19 protein-coding genes are annotated in these 21,424 nt (G+C 65.6%); 6 read left to right on the plus strand and 13 right to left on the minus strand.

Annotation, left to right across the window (positions count from 1 at the left end; genetic code table 11):
• Positions 1–44: 44 nt before the first annotated feature.
• Positions 45–2,630, minus strand: coding sequence for a bifunctional aconitate hydratase 2/2-methylisocitrate dehydratase (acnB, locus tag QUG03_RS21955; protein ID WP_107799054.1), 2,586 nt, complete (start codon positions 2,628–2,630; stop codon positions 45–47).
• A 215-nt stretch (positions 2,631–2,845) separates the two neighbouring features.
• Between acnB and gcvA the strand changes: the two genes are divergently transcribed.
• Complete coding sequence (gcvA, locus tag QUG03_RS21960; protein ID WP_500820995.1) at positions 2,846–3,742, plus strand: transcriptional regulator GcvA; 897 nt, start codon at positions 2,846–2,848, stop codon at positions 3,740–3,742.
• Position 3,743: 1 nt separating this feature from the next.
• Here gcvA and QUG03_RS21965 read toward each other — a convergent pair whose 3' ends face one another.
• Positions 3,744–4,517 (minus strand): substrate-binding periplasmic protein, encoded by a 774-nt coding sequence (locus QUG03_RS21965; protein ID WP_500820996.1) that lies wholly within the window; start codon positions 4,515–4,517, stop codon positions 3,744–3,746.
• Positions 4,518–4,717: 200 nt separating this feature from the next.
• On the opposite strand from QUG03_RS21965, the gene QUG03_RS21970 reads away from it, so the two are divergent.
• Positions 4,718–5,725: a class 1 fructose-bisphosphatase gene (locus QUG03_RS21970; protein WP_227108495.1), complete on the plus strand. Its 1,008-nt coding sequence runs from the start codon at positions 4,718–4,720 to the stop codon at positions 5,723–5,725.
• A gap of 65 nt (positions 5,726–5,790) precedes the next feature.
• On the opposite strand, the gene ybiA is transcribed toward QUG03_RS21970, so the two are convergent.
• The gene (ybiA, locus tag QUG03_RS21975; RefSeq protein WP_227108498.1) at positions 5,791–6,339 is read right to left on the minus strand and encodes a riboflavin biosynthesis intermediates N-glycosidase; all 549 of its coding nucleotides are present in this window, start codon (positions 6,337–6,339) and stop codon (positions 5,791–5,793) included.
• A gap of 430 nt (positions 6,340–6,769) precedes the next feature.
• Here ybiA and QUG03_RS21980 point away from each other — a divergent pair, with 430 nt between their 5' ends.
• Complete coding sequence (locus tag QUG03_RS21980) at positions 6,770–7,006, plus strand: helix-turn-helix domain-containing protein (protein ID WP_107799049.1); 237 nt, start codon at positions 6,770–6,772, stop codon at positions 7,004–7,006.
• A gap of 18 nt (positions 7,007–7,024) precedes the next feature.
• Here QUG03_RS21980 and QUG03_RS21985 read toward each other — a convergent pair whose 3' ends face one another.
• From QUG03_RS21985 to QUG03_RS22000, 4 genes are read right to left on the minus strand one after another with little or no spacing between them, the layout of a single operon-like run.
• Complete coding sequence (locus QUG03_RS21985) at positions 7,025–8,173, minus strand: osmoprotectant ABC transporter ATP-binding protein OsmV (protein WP_107799048.1); 1,149 nt, start codon at positions 8,171–8,173, stop codon at positions 7,025–7,027.
• Positions 8,173–8,832: an ABC transporter permease gene (locus tag QUG03_RS21990; protein WP_107799047.1), complete on the minus strand. Its 660-nt coding sequence runs from the start codon at positions 8,830–8,832 to the stop codon at positions 8,173–8,175. Before QUG03_RS21990 ends, QUG03_RS21985 begins: the two co-directional genes overlap by 1 nt.
• Positions 8,833–8,842: 10 nt before the next feature.
• A complete protein-coding gene (locus tag QUG03_RS21995) occupies positions 8,843–9,763 on the minus strand; it encodes a glycine betaine ABC transporter substrate-binding protein (protein ID WP_227103200.1) in 921 nt (306 codons plus the stop codon).
• A 51-nt stretch (positions 9,764–9,814) separates the two neighbouring features.
• Positions 9,815–10,531, minus strand: coding sequence for an ABC transporter permease (locus QUG03_RS22000; protein ID WP_107799045.1), 717 nt, complete (start codon positions 10,529–10,531; stop codon positions 9,815–9,817).
• 444 nt (positions 10,532–10,975) lie between these two features.
• Between QUG03_RS22000 and QUG03_RS22005 the strand changes: the two genes are divergently transcribed.
• Together QUG03_RS22005 and fabG are read left to right on the plus strand one after the other, a co-directional pair.
• Complete coding sequence (locus tag QUG03_RS22005; protein WP_500820997.1) at positions 10,976–11,875, plus strand: LysR family transcriptional regulator; 900 nt, start codon at positions 10,976–10,978, stop codon at positions 11,873–11,875.
• A gap of 38 nt (positions 11,876–11,913) precedes the next feature.
• Positions 11,914–12,687: a 3-oxoacyl-ACP reductase FabG gene (fabG, locus tag QUG03_RS22010; protein WP_500820998.1), complete on the plus strand. Its 774-nt coding sequence runs from the start codon at positions 11,914–11,916 to the stop codon at positions 12,685–12,687.
• Here the strand turns inward: fabG and QUG03_RS22015 are convergent.
• The 6 genes from QUG03_RS22015 to QUG03_RS22040 are packed head-to-tail and all read right to left on the minus strand — an operon-like array spanning position 12,684 to position 18,820.
• Positions 12,684–13,115 carry a GNAT family N-acetyltransferase gene (locus tag QUG03_RS22015; protein WP_227103203.1) on the minus strand — a complete coding sequence of 144 codons (432 nt, stop codon included), beginning with the start codon at positions 13,113–13,115 and terminating at the stop codon, positions 12,684–12,686. The two genes, fabG and QUG03_RS22015, sit on opposite strands and share 4 nt — an antisense overlap.
• The gene (locus tag QUG03_RS22020) at positions 13,112–14,029 is read right to left on the minus strand and encodes an EamA family transporter (protein WP_227103205.1); all 918 of its coding nucleotides are present in this window, start codon (positions 14,027–14,029) and stop codon (positions 13,112–13,114) included. Before QUG03_RS22020 ends, QUG03_RS22015 begins: the two co-directional genes overlap by 4 nt.
• On the minus strand, positions 14,026–15,303 hold the full coding sequence (locus QUG03_RS22025) for an aspartate aminotransferase family protein (RefSeq protein WP_500820999.1): 1,278 nt from the start codon (positions 15,301–15,303) through the stop codon (positions 14,026–14,028). The genes QUG03_RS22020 and QUG03_RS22025 overlap by 4 nt, the downstream gene beginning before the upstream one ends.
• The gene (locus QUG03_RS22030; protein ID WP_488876988.1) at positions 15,287–16,777 is read right to left on the minus strand and encodes a hypothetical protein; all 1,491 of its coding nucleotides are present in this window, start codon (positions 16,775–16,777) and stop codon (positions 15,287–15,289) included. The genes QUG03_RS22025 and QUG03_RS22030 overlap by 17 nt, the downstream gene beginning before the upstream one ends.
• Before the next feature lie 42 nt (positions 16,778–16,819).
• Positions 16,820–17,821 (minus strand): TenA family protein, encoded by a 1,002-nt coding sequence (locus QUG03_RS22035; RefSeq protein WP_107799038.1) that lies wholly within the window; start codon positions 17,819–17,821, stop codon positions 16,820–16,822.
• 9 nt (positions 17,822–17,830) lie between these two features.
• Complete coding sequence (locus tag QUG03_RS22040; RefSeq protein ID WP_199225850.1) at positions 17,831–18,820, minus strand: iron-containing redox enzyme family protein; 990 nt, start codon at positions 18,818–18,820, stop codon at positions 17,831–17,833.
• A 595-nt stretch (positions 18,821–19,415) separates the two neighbouring features.
• On the opposite strand from QUG03_RS22040, the gene QUG03_RS22045 reads away from it, so the two are divergent.
• Positions 19,416–21,011 carry an ABC transporter substrate-binding protein gene (locus QUG03_RS22045; protein ID WP_107799037.1) on the plus strand — a complete coding sequence of 532 codons (1,596 nt, stop codon included), beginning with the start codon at positions 19,416–19,418 and terminating at the stop codon, positions 21,009–21,011.
• Positions 21,012–21,424: the final 413 nt, after the last annotated feature.

The following is a 21,424-nucleotide window of genomic DNA, read 5'->3' on the forward strand; positions in this document are numbered from 1 at the left end:
CGGATTTCTCAAGCAAAGCTCAGGCCGTCAAACCATGGCTTGGCTTACACCTTCACGGTGTCGGCCAGTTCCTGGTAGTCGGCGATCTCGTTGAAGTTCATGTAGCGGTACACTTCGCCGGCCTTCTGGTTGAGCACGCCGATGTCGGCCATGTATTCCTCCTTGGTCGGAATGCGGCCCAGACGGGAGCAGATCGCGGCCAGTTCGGCGGAACCCAGGTAGACGTTGGAGTTCTTGCCCAGACGGTTGGGGAAGTTGCGGGTGGAGGTGGACATCACGGTGGCGCCCTCCTTCACCTGCGCCTGGTTGCCCATGCACAGCGAGCAGCCCGGCATTTCCATCCGCGCGCCGGCGGTGCCGAAGGTGCCGTAATGGCCTTCCGCGGTCAGCTGTTCGGCGTCCATCTTGGTCGGCGGCGCCACCCACAGTTTCACCGGGATGTCGCGCTTGCCTTCCAGCAGCTTGGAAGCGGCGCGGAAGTGGCCGATATTGGTCATGCAAGAACCGATGAACACTTCGTCGATCTTGGCGCCGGCCACGTCGGACAGGGTTTTCACGTCGTCCGGGTCGTTCGGGCAGGCCACGATGGGCTCGTGGATGTCGGCCAGATCGATCTCGATCACCGCCGCGTATTCCGCGTCGGCGTCGCCCTTCAGCAGCTGCGGATTGGCGATCCAGGCCTCCATCGCCTTGATGCGGCGCTCCAGCGTGCGCGCGTCCTGATAGCCGTTGGCGATCATGGTTTTCATCAGGGTGATGTTGGAGGTCATGTATTCGATGATCGGCGCTTTGTCCAGATGCACGGTGCAACCGGCGGCGGAACGCTCGGCGGAGGCGTCGGACAGCTCAAACGCTTGCTCCACCTTCAGATCCGGCAAGCCTTCGATTTCCAGGATGCGGCCGGAGAAGGCGTTTTTCTTGCCGGCCTTGGCCACGGTCAGCAGGCCTTGCTTGATCGCGTACAGCGGAATGGCGTTGACCAGATCGCGCAGGGTCACGCCCGGCTGCATCTTGCCCTTGAAGCGCACCAGTACCGATTCAGGCATGTCCAGCGGCATCACGCCGGTGGCGGCGGCGAAGGCCACCAGGCCGGAGCCGGCCGGGAAGGAGATGCCGATCGGGAAACGGGTGTGGCTGTCGCCGCCGGTGCCCACGGTGTCCGGCAGCAACAGGCGGTTCAGCCAGCTGTGGATCACGCCGTCGCCCGGGCGCAGCGACACGCCGCCGCGGGTGGAGATGAAGGCCGGCAGTTCCTTGTGCATCTTCACGTCCACCGGCTTGGGATAAGCGGCGGTGTGGCAGAAGGACTGCATCACCAGATCGGCGGAGAAGCCCAGGCAAGCCAGGTCTTTCAGTTCGTCGCGGGTCATCGGGCCGGTGGTGTCCTGGGAGCCGACGGTGGTCATCTTCGGTTCGCAGTAGGTGCCCGGGCGCACGCCCTGGCCTTCCGGCAGGCCACAGGCGCGGCCGACCATTTTTTGCGCCAGGCTGAAGCCCTTGCCGGAATCCACCGGGGATTTGGGCAGGCGGAATTCCGTGGACGCCGGCAGGCCCAGCGCTTCGCGCGCCTTGCCGGTCAAACCGCGGCCGATGATCAGGTTGATGCGGCCGCCGGCGCGCACTTCGTCCAGGATCACCTCGGACTTGAGCGCGAAGTCGGCGATCTTCTGGCCGGCCTTCTCGATCTTGCCTTCATACGGGTAGATGTCGATCACATCGCCCATGTCCATCTTGGACACGTCCACTTCGATCGGCAGCGCGCCGGAGTCTTCCTGGGTGTTGAAGAAGATGGGGGCGATCTTGCCGCCCAGGCACACGCCGCCGAAGCGCTTGTTGGGCACGTAAGGAATGTCTTCGCCGGTGCCCCAGATCACGCTGTTGGTGGCGGATTTGCGGCTGGAGCCGGTGCCGACCACGTCGCCGACGTAGGCGACCAGATGGCCTTTTTGCTTCAGGTCTTCGATGAACTGCATCGGGCCGCGCTTGCCGTCTTCTTCCGGGGTGATGCCGGGACGGGCGTTTTTCAGCATGGCGAGGTAATGCAGCGGGATGTCCGGGCGGCTCCAGGCGTCCGGCGCCGGGGACAGGTCGTCGGTATTGGTTTCGCCGGTGACCTTGAACACGGTGACGGTGATTTTATCGGCCACCGCCGGACGGCTGGTGAACCATTCCGCGTTGGCCCAGGATTCCACCACCTGCTTGGCGTGGGCGTTGCCCTTGTCCATTTTCTCCTTCACGTCGTGGAAGGCGTCGAACATCAGCAGGGTTTTCTTCAGGCCGTCGGCGGCGATCTGCGCCACGGCGGCGTCGTCCAGCAGGTCGATCAGCGGCTTGATGTTGTAGCCGCCCAGCATGGTGCCCAGCAGCTGAGTGGCCAGCTCGCGGGAGATCAGCGGGGATTGGGCGTCGCCCTCGGCCACGGCGGCCAGGAAGGAAGCCTTGACCTTGGCGGCGTCGTCCACGCCCGGCGGCACGCGATGGGTGATCAGTTCGACCAGGGTGCTTTCCTCGCCCTTGGGCGGGTTTTTCAGCAGTTCCACCAGCGCTTCCACCTGCTTGGCGGACAGCGGCAGCGGCGGGATGCCCAGCGCGGCGCGCTCGGCCACGTGTTGACGGTAAGCTTCCAGCATGACTTTTGACCTTTATGGCTTGGGTTGTTGGCAGCGTCCCCGGCAAGGCCGGGACTCCGACGCTGCGGGACAATGAGGTAAGGCTATGGCTGCGGCCATCAAGACCGCGCCGCAACGCCGGGCGGCGGCCTTGATTTCATGCCTGAAGATTACGCTGTTAGCCGTCCGCTTTCAAACGAGTTATCGCAACATAGATTGTGAGTTAAAATCACAGCATGAGCACTTACCCCCCTCTCAACACCCTGCGTATTTTTGAGGCAGCGGCCCGGCTGGAGAGCTTTTCCGCCGCCGCCGGCGAACTCTTCGTCACCCACGGGGCTGTGAGCAAGCAGATCAAGCAGCTGGAGGATTGGCTGAGCGTGCCGCTGTTCGAGCGCAGCGGCGGCAGAGTCAAGCTGACCGATCCCGGCTGGCGCTATCTGGTGCAGGTGCAGGACGGCCTGGATCTGATCGCCAACGCCACCTCCCAGCTGCTGCAGGCGGACCGCCGCCGCCGGATCAGCATCAACTCCACGCCCACCTTCGCCATGCACTGGCTGCTGCCGCGGCTGAGCCGTTTTCGCGAGCAGTTTCCAGAGCTGGAGCTGCATCTGGCCACCTCGGACCGCGACATCAGCCGGCTGGACAGTCCGTTCGACATCGCCATCCGCCGCGGCCCCGGCGATTGGCCCGGCCACATCGCCAAGCCCTTTCTGAAGGAATGGGAGCTGCCGCTGTGCGGTCCGGCGCTGCTGGCCGCCGCGCCCATCGCCAGCCCGGCGGATCTGGCGCGGCATACCCTGCTCTACGCGGACACCCGCCCCACCGCCTGGCAGCGCTGGCTGACCCTGGCCGGGGTGCCGGAGCTGAAGCCGGCCAGCGCCATGCATTTCGACAGTTTCTCGCTGGCCTTGCAGGCGGCGATGGACGGCCTCGGCGTGGTGCTGGGGCCGATGCCGATGGCGCAGGCGCAGATAGACGCCGGCGTGCTGTTGTCGCCGTTGCCGGCGCCGGTGGCCACGGTGCGCGACTACTGCTGGGTGGCGCCGCGCGCGGCGGCGGAGGACGCCGCCGTCGCGGCCTTCTGCCGCTGGCTGGAGGGCGAGGCCGTCCGCCCGGACGCGGCCACCTGAATCAACGCGCGGAACCGGGGGGCAGGCCAATCAGCTTGAGCTCCATCGGCGCCGCGTCGCGCGGCAGCCATTTGTTGTAGATGCGCTTGAAGCTGCCGTCTTTCTTGACGGCGGCGAAGGCGGTCTGCCAGCGCTTCACTTCCGCCGCCGAGGTGCCGCGCGAAAACGCCAGGTAGAGTTCCAGCGTTTCCAGCACCCGCACCACTTCCACCGCCTCCGGCGGCTGGTGGATGTCTTTCAGCACCGAGGCCACGACGAAGCCGCCTTCCGACCACATATCGTAGCGGCCGACCAGCAGCTTCTGCGCGGTGATCTGCGGGGTGGGCGCCAGATCCACCTCGATGAAGCCGGCCGCGATCGCCGCGTCGGCGAAGATGCTGCCGCGGTAAGCGCCCACCGGCCGGTGATAAATGCCATTGCCCAGCGCCAGCAGGCCGGCAGCCTCGCCCTTGCGCGCCAGCAGCACGGTCTGCGAGATGGCGATGGGGCCCAGCAGCGTCATCTGTTTTTCCCGGGTGTCGTTGCGCCCCACGGTGAACAGCATCACCCCCGGCGTGGTCAGCAGCTCTTTATAGCCTCGCGCCCAGGGCACCACGTCGATGGCGCTGTTGTCGTGCATGCGCGTCTGGATCTCGCGCACCACTTCCACCGCCATGCCGTCCGGCACGCCGTTGTGCTGGAATGTGATGGGCGGCCAGTCTTCGGTGTAGATGGTGATGGCCCGCGCCTGCCAGGCCGCCAGCAGCAATAGCAGCGTCAATAAAACCTTAGCCATGGTCTTTCCCCGTACCGCGTGAACCCGATTTTATTCATAGCCGTTCCACGCGCCGCCTGCCTGCGATTTCCGCCCGCCCTCGCGCCCCCGGGGGCATGACGACCGCAACTCGCTTATCCGTTATAATGTGGCGGTCAAGCCGGCTCATGCCGGCATATCGAGCATTTGTTTCGCGCACCCACCCAAAGCTAAGGATTGCCATGAGCCGCATCACCCTCTCCCGCTTTTTGATCGAACAGCAACGCAAGGCCGGCACGCTGCCGCCTGAGTTGCGCCTGCTGATCGAAACCGTAGGCCGCGCCTGCAAGGCCATCAGCTATTCGGTGAACAAGGGGGCGCTGGCCGACGTGCTGGGCGAAGCCGGCACCGGCAATATCCAGGGCGAGGCGCAGAAAAAGCTGGACGTGATCGCCAACGATTACCTGCTGGACGCCAATGAATGGGGCGGCAGCCTGGCGGCGATGGCCTCCGAGGAAATGGAGCTGCCTTACCACATCCCCGGCGAATACCCGAAGGGCGAGTACCTGTTGATGTTCGATCCGCTGGACGGCTCATCCAATATCGACGTCAACATCTCGGTGGGCACCATTTTCTCCATCCTGCGCTGCCCGCAGGGCATTGACCACGCCACCGAGGGCGCCTTCCTGCAGCCGGGCACCGAGCAAGTGGCCGCCGGCTACACCGTGTACGGCCCGCAAACCCTGCTGGTGCTGACCTTCGGCAGCGGCGTCCACGGCTTCACGCTGGACCGCGAACAAGGCTCTTTCGTGCTGACCCACCCGGACATGAAAGTGCCGGAAAGCACCGGCGAGTTCGCCATCAATATGTCCAATATGCGTCACTGGGATGCGCCGGTGAAACGCTATGTCGACGAATTGCTGGCCGGCAGCACCGGTCCGCGCGGCCGCGATTTCAATATGCGCTGGGTGGCGTCCATGGTGGCCGAGGTGCATCGCATCCTGACCCGCGGCGGCATCTTCATGTATCCGCGCGACGCGCGCACCCCGGACCAGGCCGGCAAGCTGCGGCTGATGTACGAAGGCAATCCGATGGCCTTCGTGGTGGAACAGGCCGGCGGCGCCGCCACCAACGGCCATCAGCGCATCATGGACATCCAGCCGCAGAAGCTGCACGAGCGGGTGGCGGTTTTCCTCGGCTCCAAGGAAGAAGTGGAACGCGTCACCGCCTACCACGCCGAGCAGCAGTAAGCGGCTCCGCCCAACAAAAAACCCTGCCGAAACCGGCAGGGTTTTTTTAATGTCGTCCGCAGGCGCTAACGCAGGCGTTCGCGCACTTCCATCAGGGCGAAGCCCAGCAGATTGCTGCCGTCCCACATGTCCGGCAGACTGGCCTGCGGGTCGTCCTCGGCCCAGCCTATGCCCCAGATGCAGTCCACCGGGCTGGCCTCCACCAGGATGGCGTCGCCGGTGCCGCGCAGGAAATCGCCCAGCGCCGGGTTTTGCTCGAACTTGGCCAGATTGCCCCGCATCACCACCTCGCAACAGCGCTGCTGCCACAAGGCGGAATCAAAGCCGCGCACCTGGCGGCCCAAGGCCTTGGCGTCCGCCGGCGTGGCCGCGGCCAGTATCCTGCCCCGGGTTTCCGCGTCTTCGAACAAGCGGGCTTTCTCCGCCATCATATAATGCTCGGCGCTGGCGTAGCTCACGCCGTCCAGCTCGAAGCCCACCGGAAACCACTGACTCAGGCAGCTCTTGCAGACGCCGTCCTCGTGTTTGGGCCTGTGTCCCCAGAAAAACAGAAAATCCAGCGTTTCGCCGGCCGCAGCCCGCTTGCGCAACTCGCTTACTGTCCGGATCGCCATGGTCCGCGTCCTCCACTTCCTGCGCGGCCATATGCCGCAAAAAATGCCAAGAGCCCCTCTTTGTCCGCTGTCGCCGCGGCGCTGAACATCTTCATGGCCATCACTATAAGGAGCCGGAACCGGGTTCGACAAGCGCGGCGCGAAGCCGGGCCGCGCGTGCGTCCGCCGATTTCGATGCAAACAGACGAAAACAATGATTAATTACCGCGTCGCGATGATTTCGCCGCCGCCGCCCGCATCGCGAGCGCAGTGGATACGCAACACCGCCCTACCAACATAGGTCCGTCCACCCCGCTTGCCCATAGGTAAAACTACTCAGCGCGGACGCAACCGTCCGCATTGCCACAGGACGGCGTAGCGGAGTATGTTTCCCCACATAAGCCTGTAAGCCGCTGTTGGAAAAGACATTAAAAACCCTGGGGAGACCGGCATGGCTATCGTGATCACGCTGGACGTCATGCTGGCGCAACGCAAGATCAAATCCAAGGATCTGGCGCGGGCCATCGGCATCACGCCGCACAATCTGTCGCTGTTGAAGCTGGGCAAGGTCAAGAGCCTGCGCCTGGACACGCTGGACGCGCTGTGCCGGCAGCTGGGCTGCCAGCCAGGAGATTTGTTGAGCCACTCGCCGGAAGCGGACCCGGCCGACGGAGAGCCATCGGTCTGACTCTCCGCCCTTCCCGCCTCAGCCCGCCGGCTGACGCGCGCCGCGCGTCGAGGTGCGGCCCGAGTTCAGATAGCCGGCGATGTAGTCTTGCGACACTTCGCCGTTGTAGCGGCCGTCGTCGTCCAGCACCGGCATCCAGGTCAGATTGTGCTCGTACAGGCGGGACAGCACCACGCGCAGGTTTTCGCCCGCCGCCGCGGTCACGCTCACCGGCTTGATCTTGTCCGCGCACACACCGTCCGCGCCGCGCGCGTCGCGGCGCCGGACAAAGCCCAAGGGCTGTCCGTCCGCGTCCACCACGGTCAGGTGCATCAGGTCGTTGTCGTCCATCAGGCCGTAAGCGGCCGCCAGCGGCGTATCCAGCCGCGCGGTCAGCGTTTCCTGCTGATCCGCCACCTCGCCGGCCTGCACCAGCAGCAAACGCTTGAGCGTGCGGTCCTGGCCGACGAAGCTGGCGACAAAATCGTCCGCCGGCCGCGCCAGGATCTCGTCGGAGCCGGCGCACTGCACCATGCGGCCCTGACGGAACACGGCGATGCGGTCGCCCAGCTTGATCGCTTCGTCGATATCGTGGCTGACCAGCATCACGGTCTTGCCCAGTTGGCGCTGCATTTGCAGGAACTCGTTCTGGATCTGTTCGCGGTTGATCGGGTCCACCGCGCCGAAGGGCTCGTCCATCAGCAAGACCGGCGCGTCGGCAGCCAGCGCGCGGATCACGCCGATGCGCTGCTGCTGGCCGCCGGACATCTCGCGCGGATAACGTTGCAAGAAGCGGTTGGGGTCCAGAGCCACCATGCTCATCAGTTCGCGCGCCCGCTCGCGGCAGCGTTTCTTGTCCCAGCCCAGCATCCGCGGCACCACGGTGATGTTGTCCTCGATGGTCATATTGGGGAACAGGCCGATCTGCTGGATCACGTAGCCGATCTGGCGGCGCAGCGTCACGCTGTCTATGCCGGCGGTGTCCTCGCCGTTGATCAGCACCTTGCCCGAGGTGGGCTCGATCAGGCGGTTGATCATTTTCATAGTGGTGGTCTTGCCGCAGCCGGACGGGCCCAGCAGCACGCAGATTTCGCCTTCCGGCACGTGCAGATTGACCTTGTCCACCGCCTGGAAGACCTGGCCGTTTTTCTGGGTAAATTGCTTGCAGAGATTTTGCAGTTCAATCATCAACGAATTCCTTTCGGGGTCAGCGCGCGCTGAGCGCGCAGCAACAACCAATCCATCGCGACGGCGAGCACGCTCACCGCCACCGCGCCGGCGATCAGCTTGCGAATGTCGCTCTGACTGATGCCGTGCAATATCAAAGTGCCCAGGCCGCCGGCGCCGACGATGGCGGCAATCGCCATCACGCCGATGTTCAGCACCACCGCGGTGCGGATGCCGCCGAAGATCAGCGGCGTGGCCAGCGGCAGCTCCACCCAGCGCAGGCGCTGCCAAAAGGTCAGGCCCAGGCCGCGGCCGGCTTCTCTCACGCCGGGCTCCAGATGGGTCAGCGCGGTGTGGGTGTTGCGCACGATGGGCAGCAGGGAGTACAGGAAGGCGGCGGTAATGGCCGGCACCGCGCCGATGCCCTGCCCGATCATGGAAAACAGCGGCACCATCAGGCCGAACAAGGCGATGGCCGGAATGGTCAGCACCACGGTGGCCAGGCCCAGCACCAGGCCGGCCAGCGCCTGAAAGCGGACGATCAGCACGCCCAGGGGCACGCCCAGCACCACCGCCAAACCGACGGCGATGCCCACCAGCCTCAGATGTTGTTCCGCCAAGGCGGCGATTTGCGGCAGGTCTTGCCAGATGAACTGGCAGGTTTGCAATAGGGTTTCCATGCGGCCTCCTTTAGATCAGGCCGCGCTGGCGCAGGAATTCGCTGGCGACTTCCTTCACCGGACGGTGTTCGATGTCCACTTTGGCGTTGAGCTCGGACATGGTGTCGTTGTCCAGCAGCGCGGCCAGCTTGTTCAGTTCCTCGGCCAGGCCGGGGTTGCGTTCCAGCGTATCGCGGCGCACCACCGGCGTGGCGGCGTAAGCCGGGAAATAGCCCATGTCGTCCTGCAGCACCACCAGGTCGAAGCCCTTGACGCGGCCGTCGGTGGTGTAGACCAGGCCGGCGTCGACGAAGCCGTCGCGGATGGCGTTGTAAACCAGGCCCGGGTCCATCTGGCGGATCTGCGGCCGGCTCAATTCCATGCCGTACAGCTGCTGCATCGGCTTGAGGCCGTCCGGACGCCCGGCGAACTCCATGTCGAAGCCCAGCTGCCAGCGTTTGGACGAACCGTTGTTTTCATTGACCCGCCGCGCCAGATCGGACAGCGTGCGCACGCCCTCGGCTTCGGCGCGCACGCGCTTCATCGCCAGCGCATACGTGTTGTTGAGCGGAGCCGGGTTCAGCCAGATCAGCCCCAGGGGCTCGTCCAGCTTCTTGACCGTGGCGTAAGCCTCCTCGTTGCTCATTTTTTTCTGGATGCCGTGATGGATGATCAGGCCGGTGCCGGTGTAATCCCACACCAGATCCAGCTGGCGGTTTTCCAGCGCGTTGCGCAGGATCACCGTTGCCAGGTCCGGCTTTTGCGTGACCTGGTAGCCCTTGCTGCCCAGGTACTGCGTGGTGATGTCGGACAGCAGATGCTGTTCGGTGAAATTCTTGCTGCCCAGCACCAGGCCGGCGGCGAAGGCCGGCGCGGCGGTCAGCAAGGCCGCCAGCGTCAGCGCGCGGCGCGCCAGCCGACGCCAGGGCGAAAAGGAAAGTGCTTTTGTCATAGGGGTCCTCCGTGCGAGCGCCCGCCGGAACGGGCGACAAGGGGGTTCGAATCAGGCCAGGCCGCGGGCGGCGGCCAGGCGGCCCAGGCCGGCCAGCGTCAGGTCCAGCGTCAGCGCGATCAGCGCGGTGCCGCCGGCGCCCAGCAGCAGCGCGGTGTGGTTGTTCAGGTAGATGCCGGGGAAGATCAGTTCGCCGTAGCTGCTGGCGCCGATCAAGAAGGCCAGCGGCGCGGTGCCCACGTTCAGCGCCAGCGCCACCCGCACGCCGGTCAGAATCACCGGCAAGGCGTTGGGCAGCTCCACCCGCCACAGCCGTTGACGCGGGGTCATGCCCAGCGCGTCGGCGGCCTCCAGCAAGGCCGGCTGCAAGCCGGCCAGGCCGGCGTAGGTATTGCGCACGATGGGCAGCAAGGACGCCAGGAACAGCGCCACGATGGCCGGCGCGTCGCCGATGCCGACCAAGGCCATCGCCAGCGCCAGCACCGCCATGGGCGGCAGGGTGTTGCCGATATTGAAAATCTGCATCCAGTGCTCGGCGCTGCCCCGCAGCCGCTGACGGCTAAGCAGCACGCCGCTGGGCAGGCCCACGGCGAGAGCCAGCGCCATGGAGACGCCCACCAGATAGAGATGCTGCCGGCCCAGGTAGATCAGATCTTCCCGGTACTCGGTCCATACGGCTGGGCTTACACCGTAAATCAATCCCGCCGCCGCTACGGCGACCAGGATCAGCCCGATCATGCTGCGCTTGCTAAACGCTCTTTTGTGCATCTGCGTCCTCCTTGGCGAAAGCAATGGCCGGCAAGGCCACGGCGATCCGCTGTAATGATCGCGACAACTAGAGAGCTGCCAGTAAATAGACGTCCGGCGCGGGCCGGACATGAGGTGCGTTTAAGGCGAGGCTCGACGGCGCGAAACCGTCGATTTTGAGTGGCGCGGTGTGCGCCTGATGAAAAACCTAATAAGTTATAACACTGTTTGTATCGAACATGCAAATTTTCTAATGTACTTCGCCGCACTTGACAGACAAGGACAAGGCATTGAAAACGCTTTATTTCTTTCCGTTCACGTCAAACCAAATGGATAAGCCGGCCGCGCTCCGCCGCTCCGCCCTATAAGGTACGCGCGCGGCGCCGTCCCAACGGCCACTTGCCCCCTTCCCGCCCCCAGCCCACAATGCGCTGTTTCGCCCATTGCAACAATCACGGCAAAAACATGGATCGATTGCACTTGATGACCGTATTCATCGCGGTGGCGGAAGCGGAAAGCTTTGCCGGCGCGGCGCGCAAGCTGGGCATGTCGCCGCCGGCGGTGACGCGCGCGGTGGCGGCGCTGGAGACGCGGCTGCAAGCCCGTCTGCTCAACCGCAGCACCCGCCATGTGCGCGTCACCGAGGCCGGCCAGCGTTATCTGGAGGACGCGCGCCGGGTGATCGCCTCCGCGGACGAGGCGGACGAAGCCGCCTCCGGCGGCAAGGCGCCGCCGCGCGGTTTGCTGACCGTCACCGCGCCGGCCTTGTTCGGCTTGCGCTACGTGATGCCGGGCATCAACGACTACCTGCGCCGCCATCCCGAGGTGACGGTGGACGCCTTGCTGCTGGACCGGGTGGTCAATCTGCTGGAAGAAGGCGTGGACGTGGCCATCCGCATCGGCGAACTGCCGGACTCCAATCTGCGCGCCCTGCGCGTCGGCCAGGTGCGGCGGGTGGTCTGCGCGTCGCCGGCCTATCTCGCCGAGCGCGGCGTTCCGCTCACCCCGGCGGATTTGCAGCGCCACGCGCTGATCGCCTCGCGCGGCGTGGGTTCCTGCCACGAATGGCGCTTCAGCGACGGCGGCAAGCCGCTGAGCGTCCGCCTCAAACCCCGGCTCACCGTCAGCAACAACGAGGCGGCCATCGCCGCCGCCGCGGCCGGACTCGGCGTCACCCGCCTGCTGTCTTATCAAGTGGCGCCGCAATTGGCCGCCGGCCAATTGCGGCCGCTGCTGGCCGAATACGACGACGCCAGCCAGCCCATCCACATCCTGCATCAGGAAGGCCGGCTGGCCTCGGCCAAGACCCGCGCCTTCATCGAACTGATGGCGGAGCGGCTGCGCGGCCATCCCGAGCTGCGCTAACGCCATCGACATCGCCATCCCCCACAAGGAGATTCATCATGTTGACCCCGCTTCAAGACAAAAACGTTCTCATCACCGGCGGCACCGCCGGCATCGGCCTGGGCCTGGCCCGGGCCTTCGCCCGCGCCGGCGCGCGCGTCACCATCAGCGGCCGCAGCCAGGACAAGCTGGACGCCGCGCTGGCCCGCCTGCGCGCCGACGGCCTGAACGCCGTCGGCCGCGTCGCCGACGTGGCCCGTCCCGAAGACGTGGCCCGCCTGCTGGCGGACACCGCCGCGTCCAACGGCCTGGACGTGCTGTGCTGCAACGCCGGCATCTTCCCGTCCGCGCCGCTGGAGAGCATGAGCGCGGAGGAATGGGATCAGGTGCAGCACACCAATGTGCGCGGCAACTTCCTTTGCGTGCAGGCGGCGCTGCCCTATCTGCGCCAGGCCGAATACGGCCGCGTGATCCTGACCTCCTCCATCACCGGCCCGGTCACCGGCTACGCCGGCTGGAGCCATTACGGCGCCAGCAAGGCCGCGCAACTGGGCTTCATGCGCAGCGCGGCGCTGGAGCTGGCGCGCGACGACATCACCATCAACGCGGTGATGCCGGGCAATGTGCTGACCGAGGGGCTGCGCGAGCTGGGCGAGGACTATCTGGACAAGATGGCGGCGGCGGTGCCGCTGCGGCGGCTGGGCAGCGTGGACGATATCGCCAACGCCGCGCTGTTCTTCGCCAGCAAGGAGGCGGGCTTCATCACCGGCCAGACCCTGATCGTGGACGGCGGCCAGGTCTTGCCGGAGTCTCTGGACGCGCTGACCGGCTAGCCCTGGTAGACATCCGGCCGGTGCAGCTCCATATAACGCTCAGGGTGTTCCAGCGCGGCGAAGCCGAAGGGCCGGTAGACCGCGTGGGCGTTGGAGGTCACCAGCACGATGCGACGCAGCCGGGCCAAGGCCGGCTCGGCCGCGACGCCGCGCATCAGCTGCCGCGCATAGCCGCGGCCGCGGTGCTCCGGCGTCACGAACACGTCGCACAGATAGCCGAAGGTGGCCAGATCGGTCACCACGCGGGCGAAGCCCACTTGCCGCCCGTCCAGATAGGCGCCGAAGCACAGCGAGCCGGCGATGGCCTGCTCCACTGTGGCGCGCGAAATGCCCTTGGCCCAGGGCGCGTGATCGTGCAAGAAGGCGTGGATCAGCGCCAGGTCCAGCCGGTGCTTGTCGGTGGAAATCTCCAGTTCTGCCTCCTTCATCGCGGCGCGGTCCTCTTGTTCAGTTGGACGGCCAGCCAGCCGCGCGCGGCGTCCAGTTTGCCGGCGTAAGTGTTCAAGGCCAGCGCGGCGACGATCAAGGCCGACGCGACGATGCTGAGCGCGTCGTAATGTTCATGCAGGATCCAATAGCCGCCCAGCAGGCCGAAAACCGGGCTGAGCAGCGAAAACGGCGCCACCAGCGTGGCCGGATACAGGCTGAGCAGCTTGCCCCAGCTGCCCAGCGCGAACAGGGTGCCGACCAGGGCCAGGAACAATAGCGCCAGCGTGGCGGTCCAGCCGAAGCCGGCCACGGCGCTCCAGGCCGCCGCCGGTCCGCCCTCCAGCGCGAAGGACAGCAGTAGCAGGGGCAGCGGCGGCACCAGGCTCATCCACACGGTGAAGGCGAACATGTCCACCTTGCCGGCGCGCTTGAGCTCCACATTGCCCCAGGCGAAGCCGGCCGAGCCGATCAAGGCCAGCGCCAGCGGCAACAAGGGCAAGGCGTCCTGGTAACGGGCGTAGCCCAGCAGCAAAACGCCCAGCAACGCCAGCGCCATCACCGCCTTTTGCAGCCGGGAGCGCGTTTCGCCCAGCAGCAGACTGGCCAGCAGCAAGGTGATGAACACCTGCAACTGGGCCAGCACCGACACGATGCCGGCCGGCATGCCCAGCTTGATGGCGGAAAACAGGCCGGCGAACTGGATCACGCCCAGGCACAGCCCGGCGCGCAGATACCAGCGCCAGGGCAAGGACGGCCGCGTGAACCACCAGGCCCCGACCGCGAACACCACCACGAAGCGCAGCGCCGCCAGCAAAAGCGGCGGACACTCGGTCAGCCCTATCTTCACCACGATGAAGCTCAGGCCCCAGATGGCCGCCACCAGCACCGCCAGCAATACGTGTCGTATCTTCATGATGTCGTCGCCTCTTGTTCCAGCGCGGCGATGGCGCGCCGGCAGGCTTCCAGGAAAAAGTCCAACTCGGCTTCCGCCACGTTCAAGGGCGGCAGCAAGCGCAGCGCGGCGGCGTCGTGCGCCGCCGGCACCGTCAGCACGCCTTCTTGCAGCAATTGCAGCCACAGCAGGCCAGCGGCGCCCTCGCCCAGCCGGTCTTGCGCCGCCGGACCGGCGCGCAGCGCCAGCATCAGGCCCTGGCCCTCCAACTCGAAGCCCTCCAGCCCGGCCTCCCGCCAACGCCGCCGCAAGGCCCTGCCGCTCTCCCGCGCCCGCGCCGGCGCGTCCAGCTGGCGCAACAGCTCCAGCATGCGCAGGCCGCAGCTCAAGGCCAGCCGGTTGCCGCCGAAGGTGGAGCCGTGGATTTTGGCGCAGCCGGGCCGGGCGAACACCGCCTGGTAAATGTCTTGGCGGAACAGCAGCGCCGACACCGGCAGCACGCCGCCGCTCAGGCCCTTGGCGACAATCAGCAGGTCCGGCGCCGGCGCGCCCAGCGCCTGATAGGCGAACCAGGCGCCGCAGCGGCCCAGGCCGGACAGCGCCTCGTCGTAGATCAGCCGCGCGCCGTGGCGGCGGCACAAGGCGGCCAGCTCGGCCAGATCCTCGCCGCGCCAGGCACGCGCGCCGGCGCTGCCCTGCACCGGCTCCAGCAGCACCGCGGCCACGTCGCCGCGCGCCAGCTCCGCCGCCGCCGCGGCCAGATTGCCCCAGGGCAAGACCGCGCAGTCCTCGCGCCGCGGCAGGCCCTGCCGCCAGAAATCGCCGCCGGCCAGCTCGGTGGCCTCCAGGGTCAGCCCGTGAAAGCCGCCGTCGAAACTCAAGGCGCGCCGCCGGCCGCCGGCCATCCGCGCCAGCTTCAGCGCGCCCTCCACCGCCTCCGCGCCGGTGCTGGCGAACAGGGCCTTGCCGTCGGCGAAGCCGGCCAGCGTCAGCAGCGCCGCGGCCAGATCGCCGGCCAGGCCGGAAAAGCCCAGCGGATGCAGATTGGGCGCGGGATCGAACAGGTCTTCCGCCAGGCCGGACAGCAGCGCCCGCGGGCGATGTCCCAGCGCCGCCGCGCCGTAGCCGGCGACGAAGTCCAGCCAGCGCCGGCCGTCCTCCAGCCGCAGCCAAGCGCCCTCCGCCTCCAGCGGCCGGGCGTCCAGCCCGCACTGCCTCAGCGTTTCCAGCCAGGCCGGATTGACGCTGGCGGCGTAGGCGGCTTGCGTCGCCGCGCGTTCAGCCGGCGACGGCATAGCCGTCCAGCGAGCAGACGGCCAGCTGCGCCTGCGGACCGTAGAAGTCCGCCACCTGGTCCATCGCCCGCAGATTGAGCTCCAGCAGATACGCCAGATTGGCCTCTGCGCGCTGCTGCGTCCGCGGCGACAAGGCGCTGATTTCGCGGAAGAACAGCCGGGACAAGGCGGCGTGGTTGAGCTCCAGATTCAAATCGTCGTGGCGCTTGGCCACGCGCTGGTAATCGGCGCGGAACTCCACCAGCGACTCCAGCCGCTCGTGCACCGGATTGTCCACGCCCAACATGCCCTCGGTGACCATGATGGAGCTCAGATAGCCGATGGGGTCGTAACGGCCCAGCACGGTGAAGGCGTCGACATAGGCCTGGAACAAGGGCAGCGGCAGCGCCTGGTCCAGCCAGGCCGGCGGCACGCCCAGCGCTTCGCAGGTGGCGCGCTCGTAGACTTCGTGGCCCAGCTCCTCCTGGAAATAACGGTAGACCCGTTGCTTCAGCGGGCTGCGCAGCCGCTTGGTCATCAGCGGCGCGATGATTTCCACGAAGCGCTGGGTGACGTGGTATTGCTCGATGAACAGGCCTTGCACCAGGGGGCCGAAGCCGGCGTCGTCGGCGTTCACCCTGCGCACATAGCGCGATTCGCCCAGCTCGGCCAGGCCGTCCAGCGCAAACTGCTCGGCGCGGCGCATGAAGTTGACGCCGCTGTCCACCGCCGAGGCCGGCTCGCGGCGGAGGAGCCGCCGCCGCGCCTCGGGCTTGGGCGCCAGCAGCAGCAGATCCACCAGGCACAGCGCATAGGCTTCCAGATGCGCCGGGCAGTAAAAGCCTTCGCTGGCCGGCATCTCCGCCGCGCCGGCCTCGCGGCGGCTGAGCCCGACGAAGCCGGCCCCGTCGGCGAAGCCGTTGAGCACCCGCCGCCACAGCGTCAGCGCCTGCGGCAGATTGTCGGCCAGGTACAGCTTTTGCAGATAGAAGGTTTGCAGCGCGAAATTGTCCCGCCACTCCGGCGCGCCCGCCTCGTCTATGCAAAAGGCGTCGGCCTGCGGCGCCGGCTCGTCCAGCAGGCGCAGCATGTTCAGCACCACCGGCGCGTAAGCGCCGCGCGCCGCGCCGGCGGTGGCCGCCAACAACTTGTCCACGCAGCGGCGGCTCAGCGCCTCCCACTGCCGGCGCTGCCGCTCCAGCGCCGCCGGGTCCGCCGGCGCGTCGCGGATCAGCGACAGCGCGTCCAGCTGTTCCGCCAGCGACAGCTGCCAGGACGGCGCCGATCCGGCGTGGATGTCGAACCAGATTTCCGCGTCCGGATTGGCCATCGCCAGCACGCTGTCCAGCACCCGGCCGCCGTCCACGCCGGAAAACTGGATTTCATACTCCTTGGCGTCCGCCGCCAGCACCACGGTCTGGCCGTCGTCGGCCAGATGGGCGCTGAAGGGCACCAGGTGGGGCGCGCGATAATGAGTGACTTGCCAGGCTTCCATCGTTCTCTCCTTGGCTGCCGTCTCGAGGACTACTGCGGGGGATTACAAATAGAGCCGCGGCATCAAGGCGTCCGGCCGGCTGTAGTAATCGACGATTTCCTCGTCCTGCAGCGCCATGGTTTCTATGGTCAGCACCAGGTTTTTCTCCACCACCAGCTGCTCCTCGCGGCTGATGGCGCTGATGTCCTGCAGCAGTTCGGAGGTGATGTCGTCGTGCCCCAGCGTATCGTTGAGGTAGGCGTGGCGCAGCAGCGGCTCCCAAAAGCCCTTGTCCAGTCCGGCGCGTTCGCAACAGCGCACCAGCGCGCGGTTGAACTCGTCGCCGGGCATCTCAAACAGAAACAACACGCTCTTGAACGACAGCAGATGCTGACGCGCGAACACGCCCAAGGCCGCGCACAAGGCGAAGGTGGACGGCAGGGGCTGCAGATGGTCCAGACCCTCCACTTCCATGTCCACGCTGGCCAGGCTCTCGGCCAGCATCTGATCGTGATCCAGCTCCGACACCAGGAAGCGCTGGATGCTGCGCTGGTTCTGCCGGCTGTCCGCGTGCGACAGCGCGGAGGCGATCAGGCCCGGCGCCGCGCGCACCAGGTAGTAATACTCCAGCGCGTAGCCGATCAGCACATTGCGCGGCGCGCTGCCGTCGGACAGCATGCCGTACAGCCGGGAATGGCCGCGCTTGCGCATCGCCCTTTGCGCCAGATTGCGCAGCCGGGTGTTGAACTCGCAACCGGACAGCGCGTCGTCCGGCAATTCGAAGCTGGCCTCGGTCACCAGGCCCAGGCGGTCCAACTCCTCCAGCAGGCCGGGAATCGTCCCCGCCAATTCCGGATGGGCGGCGCGCAGCGCCGACATGCTGGCCGGCGCGCGCTGCAGATCGTCCAGCAGGGCCAGCAATTGCAGCCGCCCTTCGTCGGCCACTTGCAGATCGCAGGACTGCTCGCGGTACAGCAGGGCCACGCCGCCGTCCTGCGGCTGGATTTCCACCCCGGGCCGCAGCGCCGGGTAACGAAACAGATCATGGGTGCCGGGGCCGTGCATAATGCCTCCTCAGTAATGCTCGATGCGGCGCAGCAAGGTGTCGGCGTGCAGATAATGCCGCCAGACCGCGCTGTAGAAAGCGTCGTAGAGCTCGACGAACAAATGGGTTTGCGCCAGCAGGCGCCGCGCCGTTTCCTGATCCACCACCGGGATCTGCGCGAAGATCTTGCGGGTCAGGCTGCCGTGCTCGCCCTTCAGATTGATGTCCGAGTGCGCCTTCACCGGGCGCAGGAAATCCGCGTCCACGCCCAGCCGGTAGGCGGCGTCCAGGAAGGAGTCCTGACGGATGTCCTTGCCTTCCAAAATGCCCAGCGTGGTGAAGAAGAACAGCGGATCGTTGTGCGACCAATAGGCCAGCGCGTTGCACAGCGCCATGGTCTGCGGCAGCGGCACGGCGTGCGCCAGATCCTCGCGGCTGATGCCGATGCGGTTCAAGGCCTGCAGCAGCAGCTCGTCGTGGCCGTACTCCTCGGCGAAGAAGGCGTTCATCGCCAGCCGCGCCTGGGTATTGGGCACATAGGACAGCACCGGCGCGTCGAAATAGCTTTCGCGGAACAAAAAGTGATAGTTCTCTATCACCATGCCGTGGAACACCCGCTCCGGAATATCCCCCGGCTGGCTGGCGTTCTGGCAATGGGTCCAGAACGGATTGCGGTACAGCGTCTGGTAGAGCAGGCGGTTGGACAGGTCCTCCACCTCCAGCAGCACTTCCAGCCCGGTCTTGCCGCGCGCCGGCGCCAGCGGGCGGATCACGCCGTAGTTTTCCAGGCTGACCAGCAAACGACGCACCTCGTCGGCGGACTGGCGCGGCAGGAGGCGCTCCGCGTCCCGCTGGCTGCAGCCGCCGGCCAGGCGCGCCATCAGCGCGCTGACCTCCTCCGTGCTGGCAAGGCCTGCGGAAATCTCCAATTCCTCGTCGCCGGCGGTTTTGACCACCAGCGGCGATTGCGAAATCACATCGCCGTTCAGGCAAAAACGAAGATCGGACGGATGGGACACAAAGGAGTCTCCTCTTAAAGATGAGCGCGGCCGCCGGCAAGCCGGCGGCGCGGAATCCGGATCGGCCCAGGGCTTTGCGCCTGAAACGGCGGCCCCGTTCCTACCCGATTACAAGTGGACCGGCACCAGGACCGGACGCGGATTGCGGGGTTTGACCACAACCACCGCTTCTTGCGTGCTGGCTTGCATTTGGCTCTCCTTGGCTTAAGAGAAAACAAAAACGCCCTTTTGCAGGCCTCCCTATCTTATGCCTGCCGCCGCAATGCAGAAACGCCTGAAAACTGACACAAATAACTGTTTTTAAATATCATTCTTAAAATGCGCCCAGCTCGTCGAAACGAAAATCTCAAATGCGGGCGCGCTTACGCCGCAGCGCACGATTGACGCCGGGACAACAATCTATATGCTGGCAGGGTCTTCCGTTCCCGCCTTAGTCGCTTGAATCCGGCATCAAACGGGCATCCCAAACGCATGCCGGGCCGCCAAAACGGCGGGAATCGGACAGATGAACAAATAGAAAGCCCCCAAGGGCCTGCCAAGCACTCATGAAGAAGGCGTCCGCGCCCTTCACCGCTCTGCAAATAGGGAAATAGCAATGAGAAAGATCCAACCGCAATTGTTGGCCGCGGCCTGCTGCGCCGCTTTCGCCGTCTCCGTCCAGGCCGCCGGCACCCTGGTCTACTGCTCCGAAGCCAGCCCGGACGGCTTCGACTCCGCCCAGTTCACCTCAGGCACCACCTTCGACGCGGCCGGCCACGCGCTGTTCGACCGCCTGGTGGGTTTCGAGAAAGGCTCGACCAAGGCCATTCCCAGCCTGGCCACCTCCTGGAGCGCCTCGCCGGACGGCAAGGTCTACACCTTCAAGCTGCGCCAGGGCGTGAAGTTCCACACCACCGACTATTTCAAGCCGACGCGCGACTTCAACGCCGACGACGTGGTGTTCACCTTCATGCGCATGTTCGACAAGAACCACCCCTTCCGCAAAGCCTACAACACGGAATTCCCCTACGCGGTGGACACCGGCCTGGCCAGCAACGTCAGCGCCGTGGAAAAAGTGGACGCGCAGACGGTGCGCTTCGTCTTGAAAGCGCCGGACGCCGACCTGGCGATCAAGATCGCCATGCCCTTCGCCTCCATCCTGTCCGCCGAATACGCCGAGCAGCTGCTCAAGGCCGGCCGCGCCGCCGACATCAACCAGAAACCGGTGGGCACCGGCCCCTTCATCTTCAAGCGCTACCAGAAGGACGCCCAGATCCGCTACGCCGGCAACAAGGCTTACTGGGACAAGAGCGCGGTGAAGGTGGACAATCTGGTGTTCGCCATCGCCACCGATCCCTCGGTGCGCTACCAGAAAATGAAGGCCGGCGAGTGCCAGATCATGTCCTATCCGCGCCCCAGCGATCTGGCGGTGATGAAGACTGATCCCAAGCTGAAAATGCTGACCGCGCCCGGTTTCAATATCGGCTACCTCAGCTACAACCTGGACAAGCCGCAGTTCCAGAAGCGCGAGGTGCGCCAGGCGCTGGACATGGCGATCAACCGCCAGGCCATCATAGACGCGGTCTACCAGGGCCAGGGCCAGGCCGCCAGCAACCCCTTCCCCTCCTCGCTGTGGTCCTACAACAAGAGCCTGAAGAACGCGCCCTATAATGTGGCCGCCGCCAAGGCGCTGCTGGCCAAGGCCGGTTACCCCAACGGCTTCGAGCTGAGCTTGTGGGCGATGCCGGTGCAACGGCCGTACAACCCCAACGCCAAGCTGATGGCGGAGATGATCCAGTCCGACTGGGCCAAGATCGGCGTCAAGGCCAAGATCGTGTCCTATGAATGGGGTGAATACCTGAAGCGGATGAAGCGCGGCGAGCATGACGCCGGCCTGATGGGCTGGACCGGCGACTACGCCAGCCCGGACAACTTCCTGGGCGTGCTGCTCAGCTGCGAGGCGGTGAACGGCTCCAACTACTCGCGCTACTGCAATAAGGAGTTCGACGCGCTGATCATCAAGGCCCGCACCCTGAACGACCAGGCCGAGCGCGCCAAGCTGTACTCGCAGGCGCAAACCCTCTTCAAGCGCGATCTGCCGTGGACCACCATCGCCCACTCCATCATCAATCAGCCGATGCGCAAGGAAGTGAACGGCTTCAAGATCAGCCCCTTCGGCGATTACCAGTTCAGCGGCGTCAGCGTCAAATAAGTCATCAAGTCTCCAGCGGGCGTCGCTTTGCGGCGCCCGCTTTTTTCCCGCTCCCTCGCAGGCCCAGCTTCAAGCCCTCCCCCCCAAACAACCCGCTTTATTTTTCCTCATAAAACAGATAATTAATAAATTTATTTTATAAGCCAAGCAAGCAAAACCGCCTGACTTCATCCAATGAGCCGCATTTGATTGAGCTCAAGCATTTCTCGGCATTTTCAGACTTTTCCTGATTCACACCCACGTTTAAACATGGCTGAATCGCCATTGACATGCGCTGTTTTTAAATAAAGGAAATTGCCATGCCTTTGAATAGTCAGCCTTCAAATCATTACCGTTTGAAGATCGCCGAACTGCCGGCCGAGCTGCTGTCGGTCGAATCCTTCACCCTGGACGAAACCCTGGGCCGGCCCTTC

This window comes from Chromobacterium sp. CCUG 30098, from assembly GCF_059916605.1.